The sequence below is a fragment of the Pseudomonas sp. SMN11 genome (assembly GCF_052041945.1).
Classification (GTDB): domain Bacteria; phylum Pseudomonadota; class Gammaproteobacteria; order Pseudomonadales; family Pseudomonadaceae; genus Aquipseudomonas.
Window position 1 is genome coordinate 15,896 of sequence record NZ_JBKGGW010000004.1, and the last position, 17,383, is coordinate 33,278.

Genomic DNA, 17,383 nt, shown 5'->3' on the forward strand with positions numbered 1-17,383 from the left:
GCGCCCGGCGCAGTGCCAGTAGCCACAGCAGTTGTTCGTTCGAATCAGGCGAGCAGGGGCTGTTCATCATTATCGTCCTTGTTGGTGATGGCCTTGCAAGTCACAGTCTGAAGCGCTTTGAGTCGCGCGTTGCAGGAAGGTTCAGGCGTTTCGTTTATCTCAGGGGTTGCGCGGTAGCCAGTCCCGCAGAAACGCGTTTACCACCTGCGGGTTCTCCAGGCTGGAGATATGCCCCGCAAACGGTATCTGCGCCGCCAGGCAGCCAATGATCCGCGACATCTCGTTGGACTCTTCAGGCGGCCGCGGAATGTCCTGGTCACCGCAGATCACGATGGTCTTGTCACCTTTCAGCTCGCCCAGCTGCCCTAGCAGGTCGGGCCGCCCGAAGATAACCCGCCCCATCGGGTCGAGGCTGTTGCGAATCACCTCGGCGCTGGTTGCCTTCAATGCCGCCCGAAAGCTTTCACGAATTTCGGGCACTGTCTGCCCGCCAGCATGGAAGAAGATCGGCACGATGATATCCAGCAGTGGGTCCGGGAAGAAACCTGCCTCGCTCGCCGCATCCAGCATGGCGAAGTACTTCAGCCGGGTCGCCTCCGGTTCGGCGCCGAGGTACGTATCCATCAGCACCAGGCGATCGACCCGTTCGGGGTTTTCGATAGCCAGCTGAGCACCCCACATGCCACCGACCGATAGGCCAACGAGGTGGCAGGTGGCGATGTCCAGCGCGTCCAGCAATGCCAGATGCTGACGGGCCAGTGCGCTCATGTCGGTGGTGGTGGCGGGTGGAGCATCGGAGTCGCCGTGGCCCCAGAGCTCGGGGACGATGACCCGGAAGTGCTGTGACAGGGCCTCGATCTGGGGCTGCCACATTTCGGCCGACCACAGGTAGCTGTGGCCGAGCAGCACCGGGAAGCCCTGGCCCTGCTCGACATAGCTCATGCGTGCGCCGTCGATTTCGATGAAGTGTTTTTGCATGGAAAAGTCTCTGCAGCAAGTTTCAAGGGTTTTCAAGGTTACTGACGGGTGCCGGGAACAAGCCTGAGGGTGCTCTGTGCCGGGATCATGGCCATCTGCGCTCGCTGGTACTTCCCTTCAACATACCCTTCGGCCTGGTCCGCAAAATGTCGGTCGAACGGCACGCCACTCTGCCCGACCGGGTTGCTGGTCAGCGCCTGCCCGGCATCGGTGAAGTCGATCAGGCGCCGGGTCGATGGCCCATAAGTCACAGGCCACGGCGCCGGGCCAATCTTCGCCGACAGATTGTTGGGAACCTCGTGGGTGCCGGGGGCGGCAAACGGGCCGACATTGAACAGCAGGTTCAGTGGCTTTTTCGCACCCAGTGGATGGTTGTGGGTCAGGGTGTGGGCCTTGCCCCATTGCCAGCTGGCCGGGTCCTTGCCGAGGGTCTCACGCAAGTGGTCAAGGCTCTTCTGCCAGGCCACGTGCACGATGGCAGTGCGGTCAGTGCGCTGGCTCGCGCCGCGGGTGTTCCACCAAGGCGAAGCGGCGTCGGCGGCCAGGCGCGGCAGTGCGGCATCGATGGCGCGGGTGCTGATCAGCACCGGGAACCAGGTGTCGCCCAGCTCGTCATGCAGCGCGGCATAGGCCAGTTCGTAGAGGAACTGGTTGAACAGGGTGGCGCTGGTGGAGTCCAGCGGATAGTCGCCGCGCCAGGCCGCCAGCTGTTCGACCAGTTCCTTTTCCTCGTCACCCTGGGCGATCTGGCGCAGGGTCGCCAACAAGGGCGCCAAGGTACGGGGACCGTAATCGCTTGCCGTATCGAGCTGCAACGCCTGGCTGTTCTGCAAGTCCCACTTCACCTCCGGGTTGGCCAGCTGGCGATCGAGCTGGCGGCCACGGTCTGGGAGGTTGTAGTAGCCGGGTATCGGCACCACGGTCGGTGGTTGGTAATTGGCCGAGACGATATAGCCGCTGGCCGGGTTTTCCTGCTGCGGGTTGACGCTGAACGGGTAGAAACCGGGTTTGTCGGCCTGGCTGCTGGCGCCATCGAGGATGAACGCCGGGTTCACACCGTCCGGGCGGATCGGCAACTTCGCCGCCGCCCACCAGCCAATATCGCCACGGGCATTGGCCCAGACGAAGTTCAGCCCCGGCGCCTGCACCTTGGCCGTCGCTTCGCGCATCTTGCCCAGGGTGTCGGCGCGATTGAGCTGGTAGAAGCCTTCGAGTATCGGGTTCTCGGTTTCGAGGAACGCCCACCACATGGCAATCGGCGTGGTCCCGGCCGTGGCGCCGAGGACTTCGTTGACGATCGGCCCGTGGGGTGAGCGGCGCAGGTTGATGGTGACCGGTTGCTCGCCTTTGACTGCAATCTGCTGCTCGGTCTTCTCCAGTGTGTGCCACTGGCCATCGACCATGACCTGGTCAGCGTTGGCAGGGTTGGTCTTTTCCGCGATCAGGTCGACGTCATCGTTCTGGAACATGGTCAGGCTCCAGCCGAAGTCACGGTTGTGCCCCAGCATCGCGAACGGGTTCAGCGCCTGGAAATAGCCATAAAGGTTGAAGCCGGGCGCCGAAAGTTCAGCCTCGTACCACACGGCGGGCACGGCAAAACTGATGTGCGGGTCGCCGGCCAGCAAGGGTTTGCCGCTGCGGGTGCGGCTGCCGGAAACGGCCCAGGCGTTGCTGCCCTCGAACTGCGGGATGCCGGCTTCCACCAAGGCCTCGTGGCCGGCGCGGGCCACGGCTTCGAGGCTTTGCCAGTCGGCGGCAGCCAGTGGCGTGCCCAGTGCGCCCTGCGGCTGCCAGTCGAGGTCGAAGATCTTCAGATATTGCGGGCCGAGTTGATCGCGGATGTAGGTCAGCGCAGGTTCGGTGCGGAAGGCGGCCGCGAAGCTGTAGGCCAGGTAGCCGGCGATGCTCAGGGTGTCTTCGGCAGTGAACGGCCGTGGCGTGATGCCGATCAGGTCGAACTCCATCGGCTTGGGGTGACTGGCCTGCCAGGCATTGACGCCCTCAAGGTAGGCCTGCAAGGCCTGCCATGCGGGTGACTGGTGGTCCTGGCGCTGAGCCATCAGCGCGGCCTGTTCGCGGATACGCAGGCTGCGGAACAGGGTATCGGTGGGCAACAGCTTGTCGCCCAGCACTTCGGCCAGCTCGCCACGGGCCAGGCGGCGCATGATCTCCATCTGGAACAATCGGTCCTGGGCATGCACATAGCCCAGGGCGCGGTACAGGTCCGTTTCGCTCTGCGCTTGCAGGTGGGGCACGCCACGGGCGTCGTAGCGCACGCTGACCGGCGCCTGCAGGCCGGCCATGGTCACTTCCCCCTCGCGCTGCGGCAACTTGCCGTGCACGTACCAGTAACCGGCACCAGCGGCCACGGCGACGACTACGGCCAACAGGGTCAGGCTGCGCTTCATCGAGACTCCTTGTGCATTCGAGCGGAAACTGTGGTCCGATCATCGACGGATTCGCGAACAGAGCATAGCCCCCTGGAAGGAGTTTCCATGTCCCTCAGCGAAAAACAGAAAATGCTCACAGGCCAGCTCTACCACGCCGGCTGCCCCGAGCTGCAGACCGAGCAGATCGCCAACAAGCACTGGATGCACCGCTACAACAACAGCGTCGAATTGCTCAATGACGCGCGCAACGGCCTGCTGGCCGAGCATTTCGGCCATGTCGGTGAAGGCGCGGTAATCCGCCCACCGTTCTACTGCGACTACGGCTACAACATCAGCGTTGGGCGCAATACGTTCATGAACTTCAACTGCGTGATACTCGACGTGGTGCCGGTACGCATCGGCGACGACTGCCAGATCGGCCCCAACGTGCAGATCTATACGGCTGACCACCCGCTCGACCCCGAGGTGCGCCGTAGTGGGCTGGAGAGCGGACGGCCGGTGACCATTGGCAATAACGTGTGGATCGGCGGGGCGGCGATCATCCTGCCGGGGGTGACCATTGGTGACAACGCCATCGTCGGTGCAGGCAGTGTGGTGACCCGTGATGTGCCGGCGGGGGCGACTGTAATGGGCAATCCGGCACGTGTGCGTCAGCCGGCCCAGGGGCAATAGCAGCCCACGGCCAGCGTATTGGAGGCGTTGACGGTGCGGCCAGCCAGCAGCGCCTTGATGATCGGCTCGATGAAACTGTTGCTGGCATTGCACACCGCGCCTTCGCTGTAAGGGCCGAAGTAGGCGAGGTTGCCCTGGCGGTCCCAGATGGCTACGGCGGGGGAGGCGGGCAGGTGTTCGCTGCCTGGCAAGTGGGTGATGGGTTGCAGGCTGCTCAGGTTGGCGGGTAGTTGGCCGTGGCTGCCAGCCTTCTGCACGACGTGGAAGGTCACGCCCTGGCCTGCGAACTGGGTAATCAGGTCGCCAAGGTGCTGCTGATTGCCGACGTTGCATGGGCAGGCCGGGTCCCAGAAGTGCACCACGCGGATCGGACCGGGGCCGGCCAGTTCGGGGGGCAGTTGCAGCTGGCTGCCGTCGAACAGCGTGGTCTGGTTGTCGAATGGGCGCAGGTAGCGGGACTGGAAGGTGGAGTAGGCCTGCCAGAGCATAATGGCGCAGAGCACGAGCACGAACACCATCAGTGTCCGTTTGATACGGTTCGACATGAGTTATCCACAGTGTCGGAGGGGCTCATCGCCGGCAATGCATCTGCCTGATGAAAAAGTGCCCAAGCTTGCCACGATGCGGCCAACAGCTGAATATCCCAGATCAATACTCGCTCCGCCTTGGATGTACCCGATGCCCGCTGCCTTTCACCCCGATACCCTGCGTGCCAGCCTCGCCCCTTTGGTCAAACGCCAACCGTTGTCCACGCAGGCGCAGGACTATCAGCGCTTCTATGGCCTGAACCTGTCGACGCAGAGCTGGCTGGGCGGCTTCCAGGCGGCGGGGTTCGAGCTGGTCGGGCAGGTCTGGCTACCGGAAAAGCCAGTTGCGACGCTGTTCCTGCTGCACGGCTACTACGACCACATGGGCCTCTATCGGCATGTGATCGAGTGGGCGTTGAGGCTCGGTTATGCAGTGATCAGCTGTGACTTGCCAGGCCACGGACTGTCCAGTGGCGAGCGCGCCAGCATCAGTGATTTCGCCGTGTACCAGCAAGTGCTGGAAGCCTTGTTCGAACAGGCGCGTGGCCTTGAACTGCCACGCCCCTGGCACCTCTGCGGGCAGAGCACCGGTGGCGCCATCGCCGTGGACCATTTGCTGCACCAGGGTGACCGCAGCCCAATCAATGGCGAGGTGATCCTGCTGGCGCCGCTGGTGCGGCCGCGCTCGTGGCGCTGGTCGAAGTTCAGCTATCGGGTGCTGCGCCACTTCGTCAACGGCATCGAGCGGCGCTTCAGCGAGAACACCAACGACCCGACGTTCCTGCCCTTCCTCGAAGCCGACCCGCTGCAACCGCGGCGGCTGCCCACGGCCTGGGTCGGCGCGTTGATCGCCTGGGTCAAGCGCATCGAGGCGGCGCCGCACTGCGCGCGGCGGCCCTTGATCGTGCAGGGGGAAGCGGATGGTACGGTGGACTGGCCGCACAACCTCGAAGTGCTCAAGGCCAAGTTCAACGAGCCGCAGATCCTGATGCTACCCGAAGCTCGCCATCACCTGGCCAACGAGCTGCCGGACATTCGTCGGCGCTACTTCGACTTCATCAAGCAGCGCCTGGGCTGATCACTTGAGGTCGGCGCTGTTCTGGCCCACCGCCAGGCCGGCACGCACCGCAGCCACGGCGGCCTGGTAATAGGCCTTGCCGTCCGGCGACTCGGCGAAGGTGGCAAACTCTTCCAGTTCGTCGTCAGACAGGTCGCGGTAGACGTAGAGCAGAGTGTTGTTCAGGTCTTCGCCGATCTGCCCCATGAGACGCTGGCGCTGGCCGTCGAGCAGGCCTTGGGCCTGGCTGGCGCCGAACAGGCCGGGGATCATCGAACTCAGGCTGTCGGCGGCCACCCCGGCGATCGCCAGGCTGACTTCGGCACCGGCTTCGCGGGCCGGCAGGGCCTGGGCCAGGTGGCCGATGACCAGCATGCGGTTGTCGCTGGCCTGCATCTTCGGCAGGCCCTTGGCGTTCTTGGCCAGCTGGTCCTTGCGCGTAGCCAGCAGTTCGGCGGCGACAATCTTGCGCCCCAGCGGCGACTGGAAGAAGGCCAGTGCCGGCGCCGGGTTCGCCAACGTGCTGCGCAGTTTGGCCAAGGCGCGGTTGTCCATTGCCTGGGCCTGGAAGCGCTGGTTGCTGTTGTTGACCAGCGCCTGGTAAACCGCAGGCGGCAGGCTATTGCGGTAGCGCTGTTGGGCGGCGCTCACGGCATCGGAAAAATGGGCGCGCTGGTCGGGCCAGCCGGCGGCCTTGTACAGTTGATCGAGGCTGTCTGCCCAGACAGGCATGGTGCAGATCATCAGCAGAAGCATGGAAAACAGACGGTGCATTCAGGACTCCTGTCGGCAGGTGGCTATTGTCCTAGTCCCGGCGCCATTTTGTCGAGCAATCCGAACGCTTCTCAGCCAAGTGGCGCTGTGCGCCGACAAGGTGAATGGATATGATGCGCGCCATGCACATCTCCCCTGAAAACCCGATGCTTGCGGCCGTCGTCGACGATCTGGCCACCCATGGCTGGTCGCAGCAGGCGCTCTTTCTGCCTGCCGACCTGGTGCGCGCGCTGGCGGCCGAATGCCGGCGCCGTGATGCCGAGGGCGAACTCAACCCGGCAGGGGTTGGACGCGGTGATGCCCAGGAGGTGCGCGAGAGCATTCGCGGCGACCAGATCCAGTGGATCGACCCCGGCCAAGCCGAGGCCTGCGACCAGTACCTGGCGGCCATGGACCAGTTGCGTCAGGCCATCAACCAGGGCCTGTTCCTGGGCCTGGAAGATTTCGAATGCCACTTCGCCCTGTACCCGCCGGGGGCGTTCTATCGCCGGCACCTGGACCGCTTCCGTGATGATGACCGGCGCATGGTGTCGGCGGTAATTTACCTCAACGAAGACTGGCAGCCAGAAGACGGTGGGCAACTGCGCATGTTCCTGGCGGATGATGTCGAGCACGATGTGCAGCCGGTGGCGGGCTGTCTGGCCATCTTTCTGTCCGGTGAGGTGCCGCACGAGGTGCTGCCGGCCAGGCGCGAGCGCCTGTCGTTGACCGGTTGGTTTCGGCGCCGTGGCAATGACCCGTTCTGATCTGCCCAAGGTCTTGGTGAGCGCCTGCCTGCTGGGGCAGCCGGTGCGTTATGACGGCCGGGCCAGTGGGCATCCCGATTTGTTGCAGCAGTGGCAGGCCGAAGGGCGTGTGGTGCCACTGTGCCCCGAGGTGGCTGGCGGCTTGCCGACACCGCGCCCGCCAGCGGAGATCCCCGGTGGCCAGGGCGCGCAAGTGCTAGATGGCGGGGCGCAGGTGCTGACGGTGGCTGGTGAGGACGTCACTGCCGAGTTTCTGGCCGGGGCGCAGCAGGCGCTGGCGCTGGTGCGGCGCCATGGCATTCGGGTGGCGGTGCTGAAGGCGGGTAGCCCTTCGTGCGGCAACCGGTTGGTCTACGATGGCACCTTCAGTGGGAAGAAAGTGCCAGGCGAAGGGGTTGCCGCAGCCCTGCTGCGGCGTGCAGGGGTACAGGTGTTCAGTGAGTTGGAGTTGGAACAAGCGCAGCAGGCGTTGGCTGATCTGCCTGCAGGTTGCTGAACCACTTCTGTTCCAGCTCCGCCGTACGGCCACTGTTCTTCAGGCGATCAAGTGCATTGTTCACTGCGCTTTCGAACGCCGGGTTGTCCTTCTGGAACGGAATCACCAGCTTCTTCTCGCCAAATGCCTGGCTCACGTCGAACGGGCCATCGGCCTTGGGCGACTCGCTCGACGGCATCAGCGAGACGTCATACTTGCCACTTTCCACACCCGGCAATACTTCCGCTGGCGTCGCCTCGACAAACTCGGCGCGCAGGTCCAGTTCACGGGCCAGGTCCTGGCCGAATTCGATTTCGAAGCCGGTCAGGCGGTCGTTTTCCTTGAACGAGTAAGGCGCGTTATCGGCCTGTACGGCAATGCGCAATTCGCCCCGGTCGGCAATTTCGTCTATCAGCTCGGCCTGAGCCAATGGAATGATCAGTACTGCCAGCAGTACGCCTATGGTCGAACGCATGTAGTGCCCCTTTTTCTTAAGCAGATGAATAACTTTCGCCGCGACTTTCTTCCTCGTCGCGGTCGAGCGCAGCCTATGACCTTGAAGCCTTGGCGAGGTTTAACCCTAACTGAAATATTTCTCTTTGTGGGCTATCGTGAACTACCGCCGCCGTTCGTTTTACTGGCAGCGGTCAATAAGTGAATCACAGGAGAAGTGAATGAACAGCCTATTTTCGCGTGCTGCCGTTGCCGGTCTGCTGATGGGTGTCTCGGTGCTCGCCAGCGCCGCAGATGCCCTGAAGAGCCAGGAGCCGCCCGCGGGTGCCAAGGTTTCCATCCTTTCCCCCAAAGATGGCGAGCAGGTCGCCGCGACCTTCACCGTCAAGTTCGGCATCGAGGGCATGGAGCTAAAGCCTGCGGGAGACCAGACCCCGCATACTGGCCACCACCACTTGCTGGTGGATGTGGACAAGGAACCTGCGGCCGACATGCCGCTGCCGACCAGCCTGATGCCCGCAGCGGGTACCGCGTTGCCCGCCGGCCCGCAAGTGCTGCACTTCGGCAAGGCGCAAACCGAAACGACCATCACCCTGACGCCGGGCAAGCACACCCTGCAACTGGTGCTGGGTGACCAGTATCATGTGCCGTTCAAGCCGAGTGTCGAATCGAAGAAGATCACGGTTGAAGTGAAATAAAAAAAGGGAGGCCACCAGGGCCTCCCTTTTTCATACCGCCAGCGACCTTAGAACAGGACGCGCGAACGGATGGTGCCTTTTACCTGTTGCAGTTTCTCCTGCGCCAGGTCGGAGTACTCGGCGTCAACGTCGATTACCACGTAACCGACTTTCTCGTTGGTCTGCAGGAACTGACCAGAGATGTTGATGCTGTTTTCGGCGAAGACTTTGTTGATCTCGCTGAGCACGCCCGGGATGTTCTCGTGGATGTGCAGCAGGCGGTGCTTGCCTGGGTGCGCCGGCAGGGCAACTTCCGGGAAGTTGACCGACGATACCGAAGTACCGTTGTCGCTGTACTTAACCAGCTTTTCGGCCACTTCCAGGCCGATGTTGGCCTGGGCTTCGGCAGTGGAACCACCGATGTGCGGGGTCAGGATCACGTTGTCCAGGCCACGCAGCGGGCTTTCGAACTCTTCGTCGTTGGAGCGCGGCTCGACCGGGAACACGTCGATGGCGGCGCCGATCAGGTGCTTGTCCTTGATCGCTGCGGCCAGGTGGTCCAGTTCGACCACGGTGCCACGAGCGGCGTTGATCAGGATCGAGCCCTTCTTCATCGCACGGATTTCTTTCTCGCCGATCATCCACTGGGTGGATGGCAGCTCAGGCACGTGCAGCGAAACGATGTCGGCCAGGCCCAGCAGTTCGTTGAGGCTGGTGACCTGTACGGCGTTGCCCAGCGGCAGCTTGGTCAGCGGGTCGTAGAAGTACACCTGCATGCCGAGGTTTTCTGCCAGGACCGACAGTTGGGTACCGATCGAGCCGTAGCCGACGATGCCCAGCTTCTTGCCGCGGATCTCGAACGAGTTGGCCGCGCTCTTGATCCAGCCGCCACGGTGGCAGGAAGCGTTCTTCTCAGGGATGCCGCGCAGCAGCAGGATGGCCTCGGCCAGCACCAGCTCGGCCACCGAACGGGTGTTGGAGTACGGGGCGTTGAAGACGGCGATACCACGCTCGCGAGCAGCAGCCAGGTCGACCTGGTTGGTGCCGATGCAGAAGCAGCCGACGGCGACCAGCTTCTTGGCGCAGTCGAAGATTTCTTCGGTCAGTTGGGTGCGCGAGCGGATGCCGATGAAGTGGGCGTCGGCGATCTTTTCTTTCAGCTCGGCATCCGGCAATGAACCGGTGAGGTATTCGATGTTGGTGTAGCCGGCAGCCTTGAGGGTATCGACTGCGTTCTGGTGCACACCTTCAAGAAGAAGGAACCGGATCTTGCTCTTGTCGAGAGAAGTCTTGCTCATCTGCGTAAACCTGTATCCCGGAGAAAAAATGGCGAGGACTGATGCCAGGCGCTAGGGCAGCCTTAGCATGAACAGCGGGAGGGCTATGCTAGCATACGCGACACAATCTGAGCTTATCCCGACAGGTGAAGAGTGCTCAGGGTGACTATGAATAAGTCGAGAGTTCCAGCGATGACCCACCCCGCTGTAATTGAAGAACTGATGACCCTTGTCGACCCTGGCAAGGTCCTGACCGACCCCGCTTCCCTGGAGGCCTACGGCAAGGACTGGACCAAGCATTACCCGCCTGCGCCCACGGCCATCGTGTTACCCAAGACGGTAGAGCAGGTGCAGGCCATCGTGCGCTGGGCTAACCAGCACCAGGTCGCGCTGGTGCCGTCTGGCGGGCGCACCGGGCTTTCCGCCGGGGCCGTGGCGGCCAATGGGGAAGTCGTGGTCGCCTTCGACTACATGAACCAGATTGTCGATTTCAATGCCTTCGATCGCACCGTGGTGTGCCAGCCGGGGGTGATCACCCGCCAGCTGCAAACTTTTGCCGAAGAGCATGGCCTTTATTACCCGGTGGATTTCGCCTCCAGCGGCTCCAGCCAGATTGGCGGCAACATCGGCACTAATGCTGGTGGTATCAAGGTCATCCGTTACGGCATGACCCGCAACTGGGTGGCCGGCCTGAAAGTGGTCACCGGCAAGGGCGAGCTGCTGGAGCTGAACAAGGACCTGATCAAGAACGCCACCGGTTACGACCTGCGCCAGCTGTTCATTGGCGCTGAGGGCACCCTGGGTTTCGTGGTCGAAGCGACCATGCGCCTGGACCGCGCCCCGCGCAACCTCACCGCCATGGTGCTGGGCACGCCGGACTTCGACTCGATCATGCCGGTGTTGCATGCCTTCCAGGGCAAGCTCGACCTGACCGCCTTCGAGTTCTTCTCCGACAAGGGCCTGGTCAAGATCATGGCCCGTGGCGATGTACCGGCCCCGTTCGAGACCGACTGCCCGTTCTATGCCTTGCTGGAGTTCGAAGCCAGCACCGAGGAGGTGGCCAATGAAGCGCTGGCCACCTTCGAACACTGCGTCGAGCAGGGCTGGGTGCTGGATGGGGTGATGAGCCAGAGCGAAACACAGCTGAAGAACCTGTGGAAGCTGCGTGAATACTTGTCCGAAACCATCTCCCACTGGACGCCGTACAAGAACGACATTTCCGTCACCGTTTCCAAGGTACCGGCGTTTCTGCGCGATATCGATGCCATCGTCAGCGAGCATTACCCGGACTATGAAGTGGTCTGGTACGGCCACATTGGCGACGGTAACCTGCACCTGAACATCCTCAAGCCCGAGCACATGAGCAAGGATGACTTCTTCGCCTCGTGCACCAAGGTCAACAAGTGGGTGTTCGAAATCGTCAAACGCTACAACGGCTCGATCTCGGCCGAGCATGGCGTGGGCATGACCAAGCGCGACTACCTGGGCTACAGCCGTTCGCCTGAGGAAATTGCCTGCATGAAGGCAATTAAGGCCGTCTTCGACCCTAACGGCATCATGAATCCGGGTAAGATCTTCGCTCCTGAACAAAAGCAGTAATCATAGGAGTCGGCCATGAGTTACCAGCACCAGTACGTAGACGGCACGCGCATTCATTTCCCGCTGGGCAAGGTGGTGTGCATCGGCCGCAACTACGCCGAACATGCCAAGGAACTGGACAACCCCATTCCTTCCGAGCCGCTGCTGTTCATCAAGCCGGGTAGCTGCGTGGTGCCGCTGGAAGGCGGGTTCAAGATCCCGACCGACCGTGGCTCGGTGCACTACGAGGCCGAGATTGCCGTGCTGCTGGGCAAGCCGCTGTCGTCCACTGCGTCCGAGGAAGAAGTACTGGACGCCATCTCCGGTTACGCCCCAGCGCTGGACCTGACCCTGCGCGACGTGCAGGCCAAGCTCAAGGAAAAGGGCCTGCCGTGGGAGCTGTGCAAGAGCTTTGACGGCGCTTGCGTGCTGCCACCGTTCGTTTCCGCAGCATCCTTTGAGGATGTGACCGATATTCCGGTGCGCCTGACCATCAATGGTGAAGTGCGCCAGGACGGCAACAGCGCGATGATGCTCAACCCGATCGTGCCGATCATCCAGTACATGGCGGCGCACTTCTCGCTGCAGGCGGGGGATGTGATCCTGACCGGCACCCCGGCGGGCGTCGGGCCGTTCAATGTCGGTGACGAGCTGGTGCTGGAACTGCCGGGTGTGTGCCGCTTCGAGAGCCGGGTGCTCTGACTCCGAGCTTGGCGCGACCCTTGTAGGAGCGGCCTTGTGTCGCGAAAGGGCCGCGGAGCGGCCCCAGGGTTTGAGCGTCTTGGCCAAAATTGCTGGGGCCGCTTTGCGGCCCATTCGCGACACAAGGCCGCTCCTACAAACAAGCGAGCCTTGGCGACATTTACCGATTTTTCACACCCCATCCGGATAATGCGCGGATCTTTGCCCATATCCCCAGGAATCTCGCATGCCAGCATCCTCCAGCGCATCCGCATCCCCCAAGCGCCGCTTCTACCTGCGCTGGCCCTTCGGCTTGGCCGTTGCGGCGGTGATCGGCTACGGCGTGGCCGTAGTCATGCACTGGGATGACCGCGGCATGCTGTGGGTCAAGGAAGGCTTCGAGACCAGCGCCGAGCGCAGTGAGAGCGTGTGGCTCCCGGACTATCAGGTCGACATCGACGCCAAGGTGCTGCCGGGCATGGAAGAGGACGAAGCCTCGGACGTCGCCTTCAACCCACATACCCGCACGCTGTTCGCGGTGATGGGCAAAAACCCGTTCCTGGTCGAACTCAGCCTCGACGGCGACGTGCTGCGCAAGATTCCGCTGGTAGGCTGGAGCAACCCTGAGGGCGTCGCGGTGCTGGAGGATGGGCATCTGGCGATCACCGATGAACGGCTGCACGGCCTGACGCTGGTCAAGGTGGATGCGCAGACCAAGACCTTGAATCATGCCGACTTCCAGAGCCATGACCTGGGCGAGTCGGTGAAGAGTAACAAAGGCTTCGAAGCCGTGGCCTGGGACCCTATGCGCCAGCGTCTGGTGATAGGCGAAGAGCGGCCGCCGAAGCTGTACACCTGGAGCACCGACGGGCGCAGCCCGCTCATGGGTGACAAACAGGCACTGGCCAGCGACGAACTTGACCTGCGCAACCTGTCGGCGCTGGGGGTCGATCCGCGCACGGGTCACCTGCTGGTGTTGTCGGCCGATTCCAACCTGTTGCTTGAGCTTGACGAGCAAGGCCAGCAGGTCAGCTTCATGACCTTGCTGGGCGGCTTCAACGGTCTGGAGCACACCATCCCGCGTGCCGAGGGCGTTGCCATGGACGATCAAGGCAACCTTTACATGGTCAGCGAGCCGAACCTGTTCTATCGCTTCAAGAAAAGTCAGTAGCCATATCAGCACTTTCAGACATTAAGTTTCACTTCAGTCGACCATGGTTAGCTTCGCTTCCTACATGTCGGGTCTGTTGTCATGCGTCGCTTTATTCGTCTGCTTGTGCTCCTTGTCTTCGCCGGGCTGCTGTTGCTGGGCCTGGCCGCTCAAGAGTTTCGCCTGTTCGAGCGGGGCTGGTTCAACTTGAAGACGTGGTGGCAGCCCGCCGAGCAGGGCATTGGCCTCGATCGTTACCGTGTAGTGGTCTAGGCGCAGCCGGTCGAAGGGCTGGACGATGACCTTTCCGCTCTGACCTACGACCCCGATCGCAAAACCCTGTTCACCGTCACCAATGCCCGCTCGGAACTGATCGAGCTGTCGCTGGAAGGGCGCATTCTGCGTCGTGTGCCGCTGACCGGTTTTGGCGACCCGGAGGCCGTGGAATACGTTGGGCCCAACACCTACGTGATCACCGATGAGCGCCAACAGCGGCTGATCCGCATACGCCTGGACGATGACACATTGTTCCTCGACACCGCAGATGCCGAGCAGTTGAGCCTGGGTATCGGCCTCAACGGCAACAAGGGCTTTGAAGGCTTGGCCTACGACTCGGCGGGCCAGCGTCTGTTCGTGGCCAAGGAGCGCGACCCGATGTTGATCTACGAAGTTCGTGGCTTCCCCCATCAGAATCCGGAGCAGCCTTACGCGGTGCATGTGGTGCAGGACCGCAAGCGTGATTCACGGTTGTTCGTGCGGGACCTGTCGAGCTTGCAGTTCGATGAGCGCAGTGCGCATCTGCTGGCGCTTTCGGATGAATCGCGGCTGGTGCTGGAGCTGGATGTAGAGGGGCGGCCGCTGAGTACCTTGTCGTTGCGCAAGGGGTATCAGGGGTTGACGGCGACAGTGCCACAGGCGGAGGGGATTGCGATGGATGAGGCGGGGACCATTTACCTGGTCAGTGAGCCGAACCTGTTCTATGTGTTCAAACAGCCGGCAAATTGAGTGTTTGCAGGCCCGTTCGCGGGGCAAGTCGGGTCGCCGCACCGCCGCTCCTACACGGTTCCTGTAGGAGCGGCGGTGCGGCGACCCGACTTGTCCCGCGAAGAAGTTTACTCGGCCTTCAGCGTCTTCACGCCTTCCGAGGTACCCAGTAGCAGCAGGTCTGCCGGACGCGCCGCGAACAGGCCGTTGGTCACCACGCCGACGATGGCGTTGATCTGTGCTTCCAGCTCCACCGGGTTGGTGATCTGCAGGTTGTGCACATCCAGGATCACGTTGCCGTTGTCGGTCACCACGCCTTCACGGTACACCGGGTCGCCGCCCAGCTTGACCAGTTGACGTGCCACGTGGCTGCGGGCCATCGGAATGACCTCGACCGGCAGCGGGAAGGCGCCCAGCACCGGCACCAGCTTGCTGCCGTCGGCGATGCAGATGAAGGTCTTGGCCACGGCCGCGACGATCTTCTCGCGGGTCAGGGCCGCGCCGCCGCCTTTGATCAGGTTCAGGTGCGCATCGCTTTCGTCGGCGCCGTCGACGTAGAACTCCAGTTCGCTGACGCTGTTCAGCTCGTAGACCGGGATGCCATGGCCCTTCAGACGCTGGGCGGTGGCCTCGGAGCTGGCGACTGCGCCATCGAAGGCGGTCTTGTGCTGGGCCAGGGCGTCAATGAAGAAGTTGGCAGTCGAACCAGTGCCGACGCCGACGACGCTTTTTACATCCAGCTTCGGCAGAATGAAGTCGACAGCGGCCTGGGCGACGGCCTGTTTGAGTTGGTCCTGGGTCATGCGGGCTCCGGAAAGGGGCAGGGCGGTAGTGAAAGGAGCCTAGTATAACGGCTCGGGCGGCTTTGCTGTGGTCGCCCGACGTAGCGCTGGGGTAGACTCGCAGCCCTTGTCCCGCGGCCAGTGATGCTTTCCCGATGCTCGAACAGTACGTCAAGAAGATCCTCACCTCGCGCGTCTACGACGTCGCTGTCGAAACCCCGTTGCAGAGCGCCGGGCAACTGAGCAAGCGCCTGGGCAACCAGATTCTGCTCAAGCGCGAAGACTTGCAGCCGGTGTTCTCGTTCAAGATCCGCGGGGCGTACAACAAGCTGGCGCAGCTGACCCCGGAAGAACTGGCCCGCGGCGTGGTGACTGCCTCGGCCGGCAATCATGCCCAGGGTGTGGCCCTGGCGGCCCGCGAGCTGGGCATCAAGGCCACCATCGTGATGCCCAAGACCACCCCTGAGATCAAGGTCGAAGGCGTGCGCTCGCGCGGCGGCAAAGTGGTGTTGCATGGCGACTCGTTCCCCGAAGCGTTGGCCTACTCGCTGAAGCTGGTCGACGAGAAAGGCTTCGTCTACATCCACCCCTACGACGACCCGCACACCATTGCCGGCCAGGGCACCGTGGCGATGGAAATCCTCCGTCAGCACCCGGGGCAGCTGGATGCGATCTTCGTCCCGGTGGGCGGCGGTGGCCTGATTGCCGGCATCGCGGCCTATGTGAAATATCTGCGCCCGGAAATCAAGGTGATCGGCGTCGAACCGGACGACTCGAACTGCCTGCAGGCCGCGATGGCGGCTGGCGAGCGCGTGGTGCTGCCGCAGGTCGGGCTGTTCGCCGACGGTGTGGCGGTGGCCCAGATCGGCCAGCACACCTTCGATATCTGCCGCCACCATGTGGATGAGGTGGTGACGGTCAGCACCGACGAAATCTGTGCTGCGATCAAGGATATCTACGACGATACCCGCTCGATCACCGAACCTGCTGGCGCGTTGGGCGTGGCGGGCATCAAGAAGTATGTCGAGCTCAAAGGTGTGACCGGGCAGACCCTGGTGGCCATCGACTCGGGCGCCAACGTCAACTTCGACCGCCTGCGCCACGTCGCCGAGCGTGCCGAGCTGGGCGAGAAGCGCGAAGCCATCATCGCCGTGACCATCCCCGAACGCCCGGGCAGCTTCAAAGCCTTCTGCGAGGCCATTGGCAAGCGTCAGATCACCGAGTTCAACTACCGCAAGCACACCTCCGATGAGGCGCACATCTTCGTCGGCGTGCAGACCCACCCGGAAAACGACCCACGGGCCGCGCTGGTGCAGAACCTGATCGATCAGGGTTTCCCGGTGACCGACCTGACCGACAACGAACTGGCCAAGCTGCACATCCGCCATATGGTCGGTGGCCATTCGGCCGGTGCCAGCGACGAGATCGTGCTGCGTTTCGAGTTCCCCGAGCGGCCGGGGGCGCTGTTCAACTTCCTCACCAAGCTGGGCGGGCGCTGGAATATCTCGATGTTCCACTACCGCAATCACGGCGCGGCTGACGGGCGTGTGGTGGCAGGCTTGCAAGTGCCTGAGGACGAGCGCCACCTGGTGCCGGCGGCGCTGGCCAAGATCGGCTACCCGTACTGGGACGAGACCGATAACCCGGCGTACAAGCTGTTCCTGGGTTGAGCGGCTAAGCTTGGCCTATCGCTCAAGGATGTGAAGACATGGAACACCTGACCACCCTCAAGGCCCTGCACATCATCGCCACCGCGCTGTTGCTGCTGGGCGCCCTGGGCCTGGCGGCCTGGACTGTGCGGGCCCGCCGCCAGGGCGATGCCGAAGCCTATGCCAAGCTGCTGCGCCGGCCACTGGTGTTCGTCTGGCTGGTGATGGGCGTGTGCCTGGTGAGCATGCCGTTCACCGGCTGGTGGCTGGTGCATCTGGTGGGTTGGCCGCTGGGGCAGACCTGGGTGCTGGCTTCCAGTGTCATTTATACGCTGGGTGTGTTTGCCGGGTGGTGGCTGCTGGTGCGGCTGAACCGGCTGCGCAAGGCTGAAGTGGTGGGGTTGCGCTTTACCCTGGTGCTGGCGGTGTTCAGCGGGGTGTGCTTCCTGTCCATCGCCGGGCTGATGGGCGCCAAGCCGGTCTGAGGCCAGGGGAGGGCTTCGCCCTCCATCGCGACACAAGGCCGCTCCTAC

17 protein-coding genes and 1 pseudogene are annotated in these 17,383 nt (G+C 62.9%); 11 read left to right on the forward strand and 7 right to left on the reverse strand.

Features of this window, described 5'->3' with window-relative positions; translation table 11 throughout:
* Nucleotides 1-159 precede the first annotated feature (159 nt).
* Nucleotides 160-978, reverse strand: coding sequence for an alpha/beta fold hydrolase (locus tag ACLEJU_RS05805; RefSeq protein ID WP_435424946.1), 819 nt, complete (start codon nucleotides 976-978; stop codon nucleotides 160-162).
* Between the two features lie 38 nt (nucleotides 979-1,016).
* Nucleotides 1,017-3,386 (reverse strand): penicillin acylase family protein, encoded by a 2,370-nt coding sequence (locus tag ACLEJU_RS05810; protein ID WP_435424947.1) that lies wholly within the window; start codon nucleotides 3,384-3,386, stop codon nucleotides 1,017-1,019.
* A gap of 87 nt (nucleotides 3,387-3,473) precedes the next feature.
* On the opposite strand from ACLEJU_RS05810, the gene ACLEJU_RS05815 reads away from it, so the two are divergent.
* Nucleotides 3,474-4,040 carry a sugar O-acetyltransferase gene (locus ACLEJU_RS05815; protein WP_435424948.1) on the forward strand — a complete coding sequence of 189 codons (567 nt, stop codon included), beginning with the start codon at nucleotides 3,474-3,476 and terminating at the stop codon, nucleotides 4,038-4,040.
* Here the strand turns inward: ACLEJU_RS05815 and ACLEJU_RS05820 are convergent.
* Complete coding sequence (locus tag ACLEJU_RS05820; protein WP_435424949.1) at nucleotides 4,019-4,585, reverse strand: DUF6436 domain-containing protein; 567 nt, start codon at nucleotides 4,583-4,585, stop codon at nucleotides 4,019-4,021. The two genes, ACLEJU_RS05815 and ACLEJU_RS05820, sit on opposite strands and share 22 nt — an antisense overlap.
* 133 nt (nucleotides 4,586-4,718) lie before the next feature.
* On the opposite strand from ACLEJU_RS05820, the gene ACLEJU_RS05825 reads away from it, so the two are divergent.
* Nucleotides 4,719-5,645 carry an alpha/beta hydrolase gene (locus ACLEJU_RS05825; RefSeq protein WP_435424950.1) on the forward strand — a complete coding sequence of 309 codons (927 nt, stop codon included), beginning with the start codon at nucleotides 4,719-4,721 and terminating at the stop codon, nucleotides 5,643-5,645.
* Here the strand turns inward: ACLEJU_RS05825 and ACLEJU_RS05830 are convergent, their stop codons facing one another.
* Nucleotides 5,646-6,398 (reverse strand): DUF2059 domain-containing protein, encoded by a 753-nt coding sequence (locus tag ACLEJU_RS05830; RefSeq protein ID WP_435424951.1) that lies wholly within the window; start codon nucleotides 6,396-6,398, stop codon nucleotides 5,646-5,648.
* 113 nt (nucleotides 6,399-6,511) lie between these two features.
* Between ACLEJU_RS05830 and ACLEJU_RS05835 the strand changes: the two genes are divergently transcribed.
* Both ACLEJU_RS05835 and ACLEJU_RS05840 read left to right on the forward strand, forming a co-directional pair.
* Complete coding sequence (locus ACLEJU_RS05835; RefSeq protein ID WP_435424957.1) at nucleotides 6,512-7,144, forward strand: 2OG-Fe(II) oxygenase; 633 nt, start codon at nucleotides 6,512-6,514, stop codon at nucleotides 7,142-7,144.
* Nucleotides 7,131-7,640: a DUF523 domain-containing protein gene (locus ACLEJU_RS05840; protein WP_435424952.1), complete on the forward strand. Its 510-nt coding sequence runs from the start codon at nucleotides 7,131-7,133 to the stop codon at nucleotides 7,638-7,640. The genes ACLEJU_RS05835 and ACLEJU_RS05840 overlap by 14 nt, the downstream gene beginning before the upstream one ends.
* Here ACLEJU_RS05840 and ACLEJU_RS05845 read toward each other — a convergent pair.
* On the reverse strand, nucleotides 7,579-8,094 hold the full coding sequence (locus ACLEJU_RS05845; protein WP_435424953.1) for a transporter substrate-binding domain-containing protein: 516 nt from the start codon (nucleotides 8,092-8,094) through the stop codon (nucleotides 7,579-7,581). The two genes, ACLEJU_RS05840 and ACLEJU_RS05845, sit on opposite strands and share 62 nt — an antisense overlap.
* Nucleotides 8,095-8,293: 199 nt before the next feature.
* On the opposite strand from ACLEJU_RS05845, the gene ACLEJU_RS05850 reads away from it, so the two are divergent.
* The gene (locus tag ACLEJU_RS05850) at nucleotides 8,294-8,770 is read left to right on the forward strand and encodes a DUF4399 domain-containing protein (protein WP_435424954.1); all 477 of its coding nucleotides are present in this window, start codon (nucleotides 8,294-8,296) and stop codon (nucleotides 8,768-8,770) included.
* 47 nt (nucleotides 8,771-8,817) lie between these two features.
* Here ACLEJU_RS05850 and serA read toward each other — a convergent pair whose 3' ends face one another.
* Entirely contained in the window at nucleotides 8,818-10,047 is a 1,230-nt protein-coding gene (gene serA / locus ACLEJU_RS05855) for a phosphoglycerate dehydrogenase (protein WP_110632814.1), read from the reverse strand.
* Between the two features lie 171 nt (nucleotides 10,048-10,218).
* On the opposite strand from serA, the gene ACLEJU_RS05860 reads away from it, so the two are divergent.
* From ACLEJU_RS05860 to ACLEJU_RS05875, 4 genes and pseudogenes are all read left to right on the forward strand, one after another.
* Nucleotides 10,219-11,625 carry an FAD-binding oxidoreductase gene (locus ACLEJU_RS05860; protein ID WP_435424955.1) on the forward strand — a complete coding sequence of 469 codons (1,407 nt, stop codon included), beginning with the start codon at nucleotides 10,219-10,221 and terminating at the stop codon, nucleotides 11,623-11,625.
* Between the two features lie 15 nt (nucleotides 11,626-11,640).
* A complete protein-coding gene (locus tag ACLEJU_RS05865) occupies nucleotides 11,641-12,306 on the forward strand; it encodes a fumarylacetoacetate hydrolase family protein (protein WP_435424956.1) in 666 nt (221 codons plus the stop codon).
* Nucleotides 12,307-12,532: 226 nt separating this feature from the next.
* On the forward strand, nucleotides 12,533-13,456 hold the full coding sequence (locus ACLEJU_RS05870; protein WP_435422314.1) for an SdiA-regulated domain-containing protein: 924 nt from the start codon (nucleotides 12,533-12,535) through the stop codon (nucleotides 13,454-13,456).
* A gap of 81 nt (nucleotides 13,457-13,537) precedes the next feature.
* Nucleotides 13,538-14,440, forward strand: a pseudogene (locus ACLEJU_RS05875) (SdiA-regulated domain-containing protein).
* A gap of 107 nt (nucleotides 14,441-14,547) precedes the next feature.
* Here the strand turns inward: ACLEJU_RS05875 and rpiA are convergent.
* The gene (rpiA, locus tag ACLEJU_RS05880) at nucleotides 14,548-15,222 is read right to left on the reverse strand and encodes a ribose-5-phosphate isomerase RpiA (RefSeq protein WP_435422315.1); all 675 of its coding nucleotides are present in this window, start codon (nucleotides 15,220-15,222) and stop codon (nucleotides 14,548-14,550) included.
* Between the two features lie 134 nt (nucleotides 15,223-15,356).
* On the opposite strand from rpiA, the gene ilvA reads away from it, so the two are divergent.
* Both ilvA and ACLEJU_RS05890 read left to right on the forward strand, forming a co-directional pair.
* Entirely contained in the window at nucleotides 15,357-16,871 is a 1,515-nt protein-coding gene (gene ilvA, locus ACLEJU_RS05885) for a threonine ammonia-lyase, biosynthetic (protein ID WP_103446138.1), read from the forward strand.
* Between the two features lie 38 nt (nucleotides 16,872-16,909).
* Nucleotides 16,910-17,335 carry a DUF2269 domain-containing protein gene (locus ACLEJU_RS05890; RefSeq protein ID WP_435422316.1) on the forward strand — a complete coding sequence of 142 codons (426 nt, stop codon included), beginning with the start codon at nucleotides 16,910-16,912 and terminating at the stop codon, nucleotides 17,333-17,335.
* The last annotated feature ends 48 nt before the right edge of the window (nucleotides 17,336-17,383 follow it).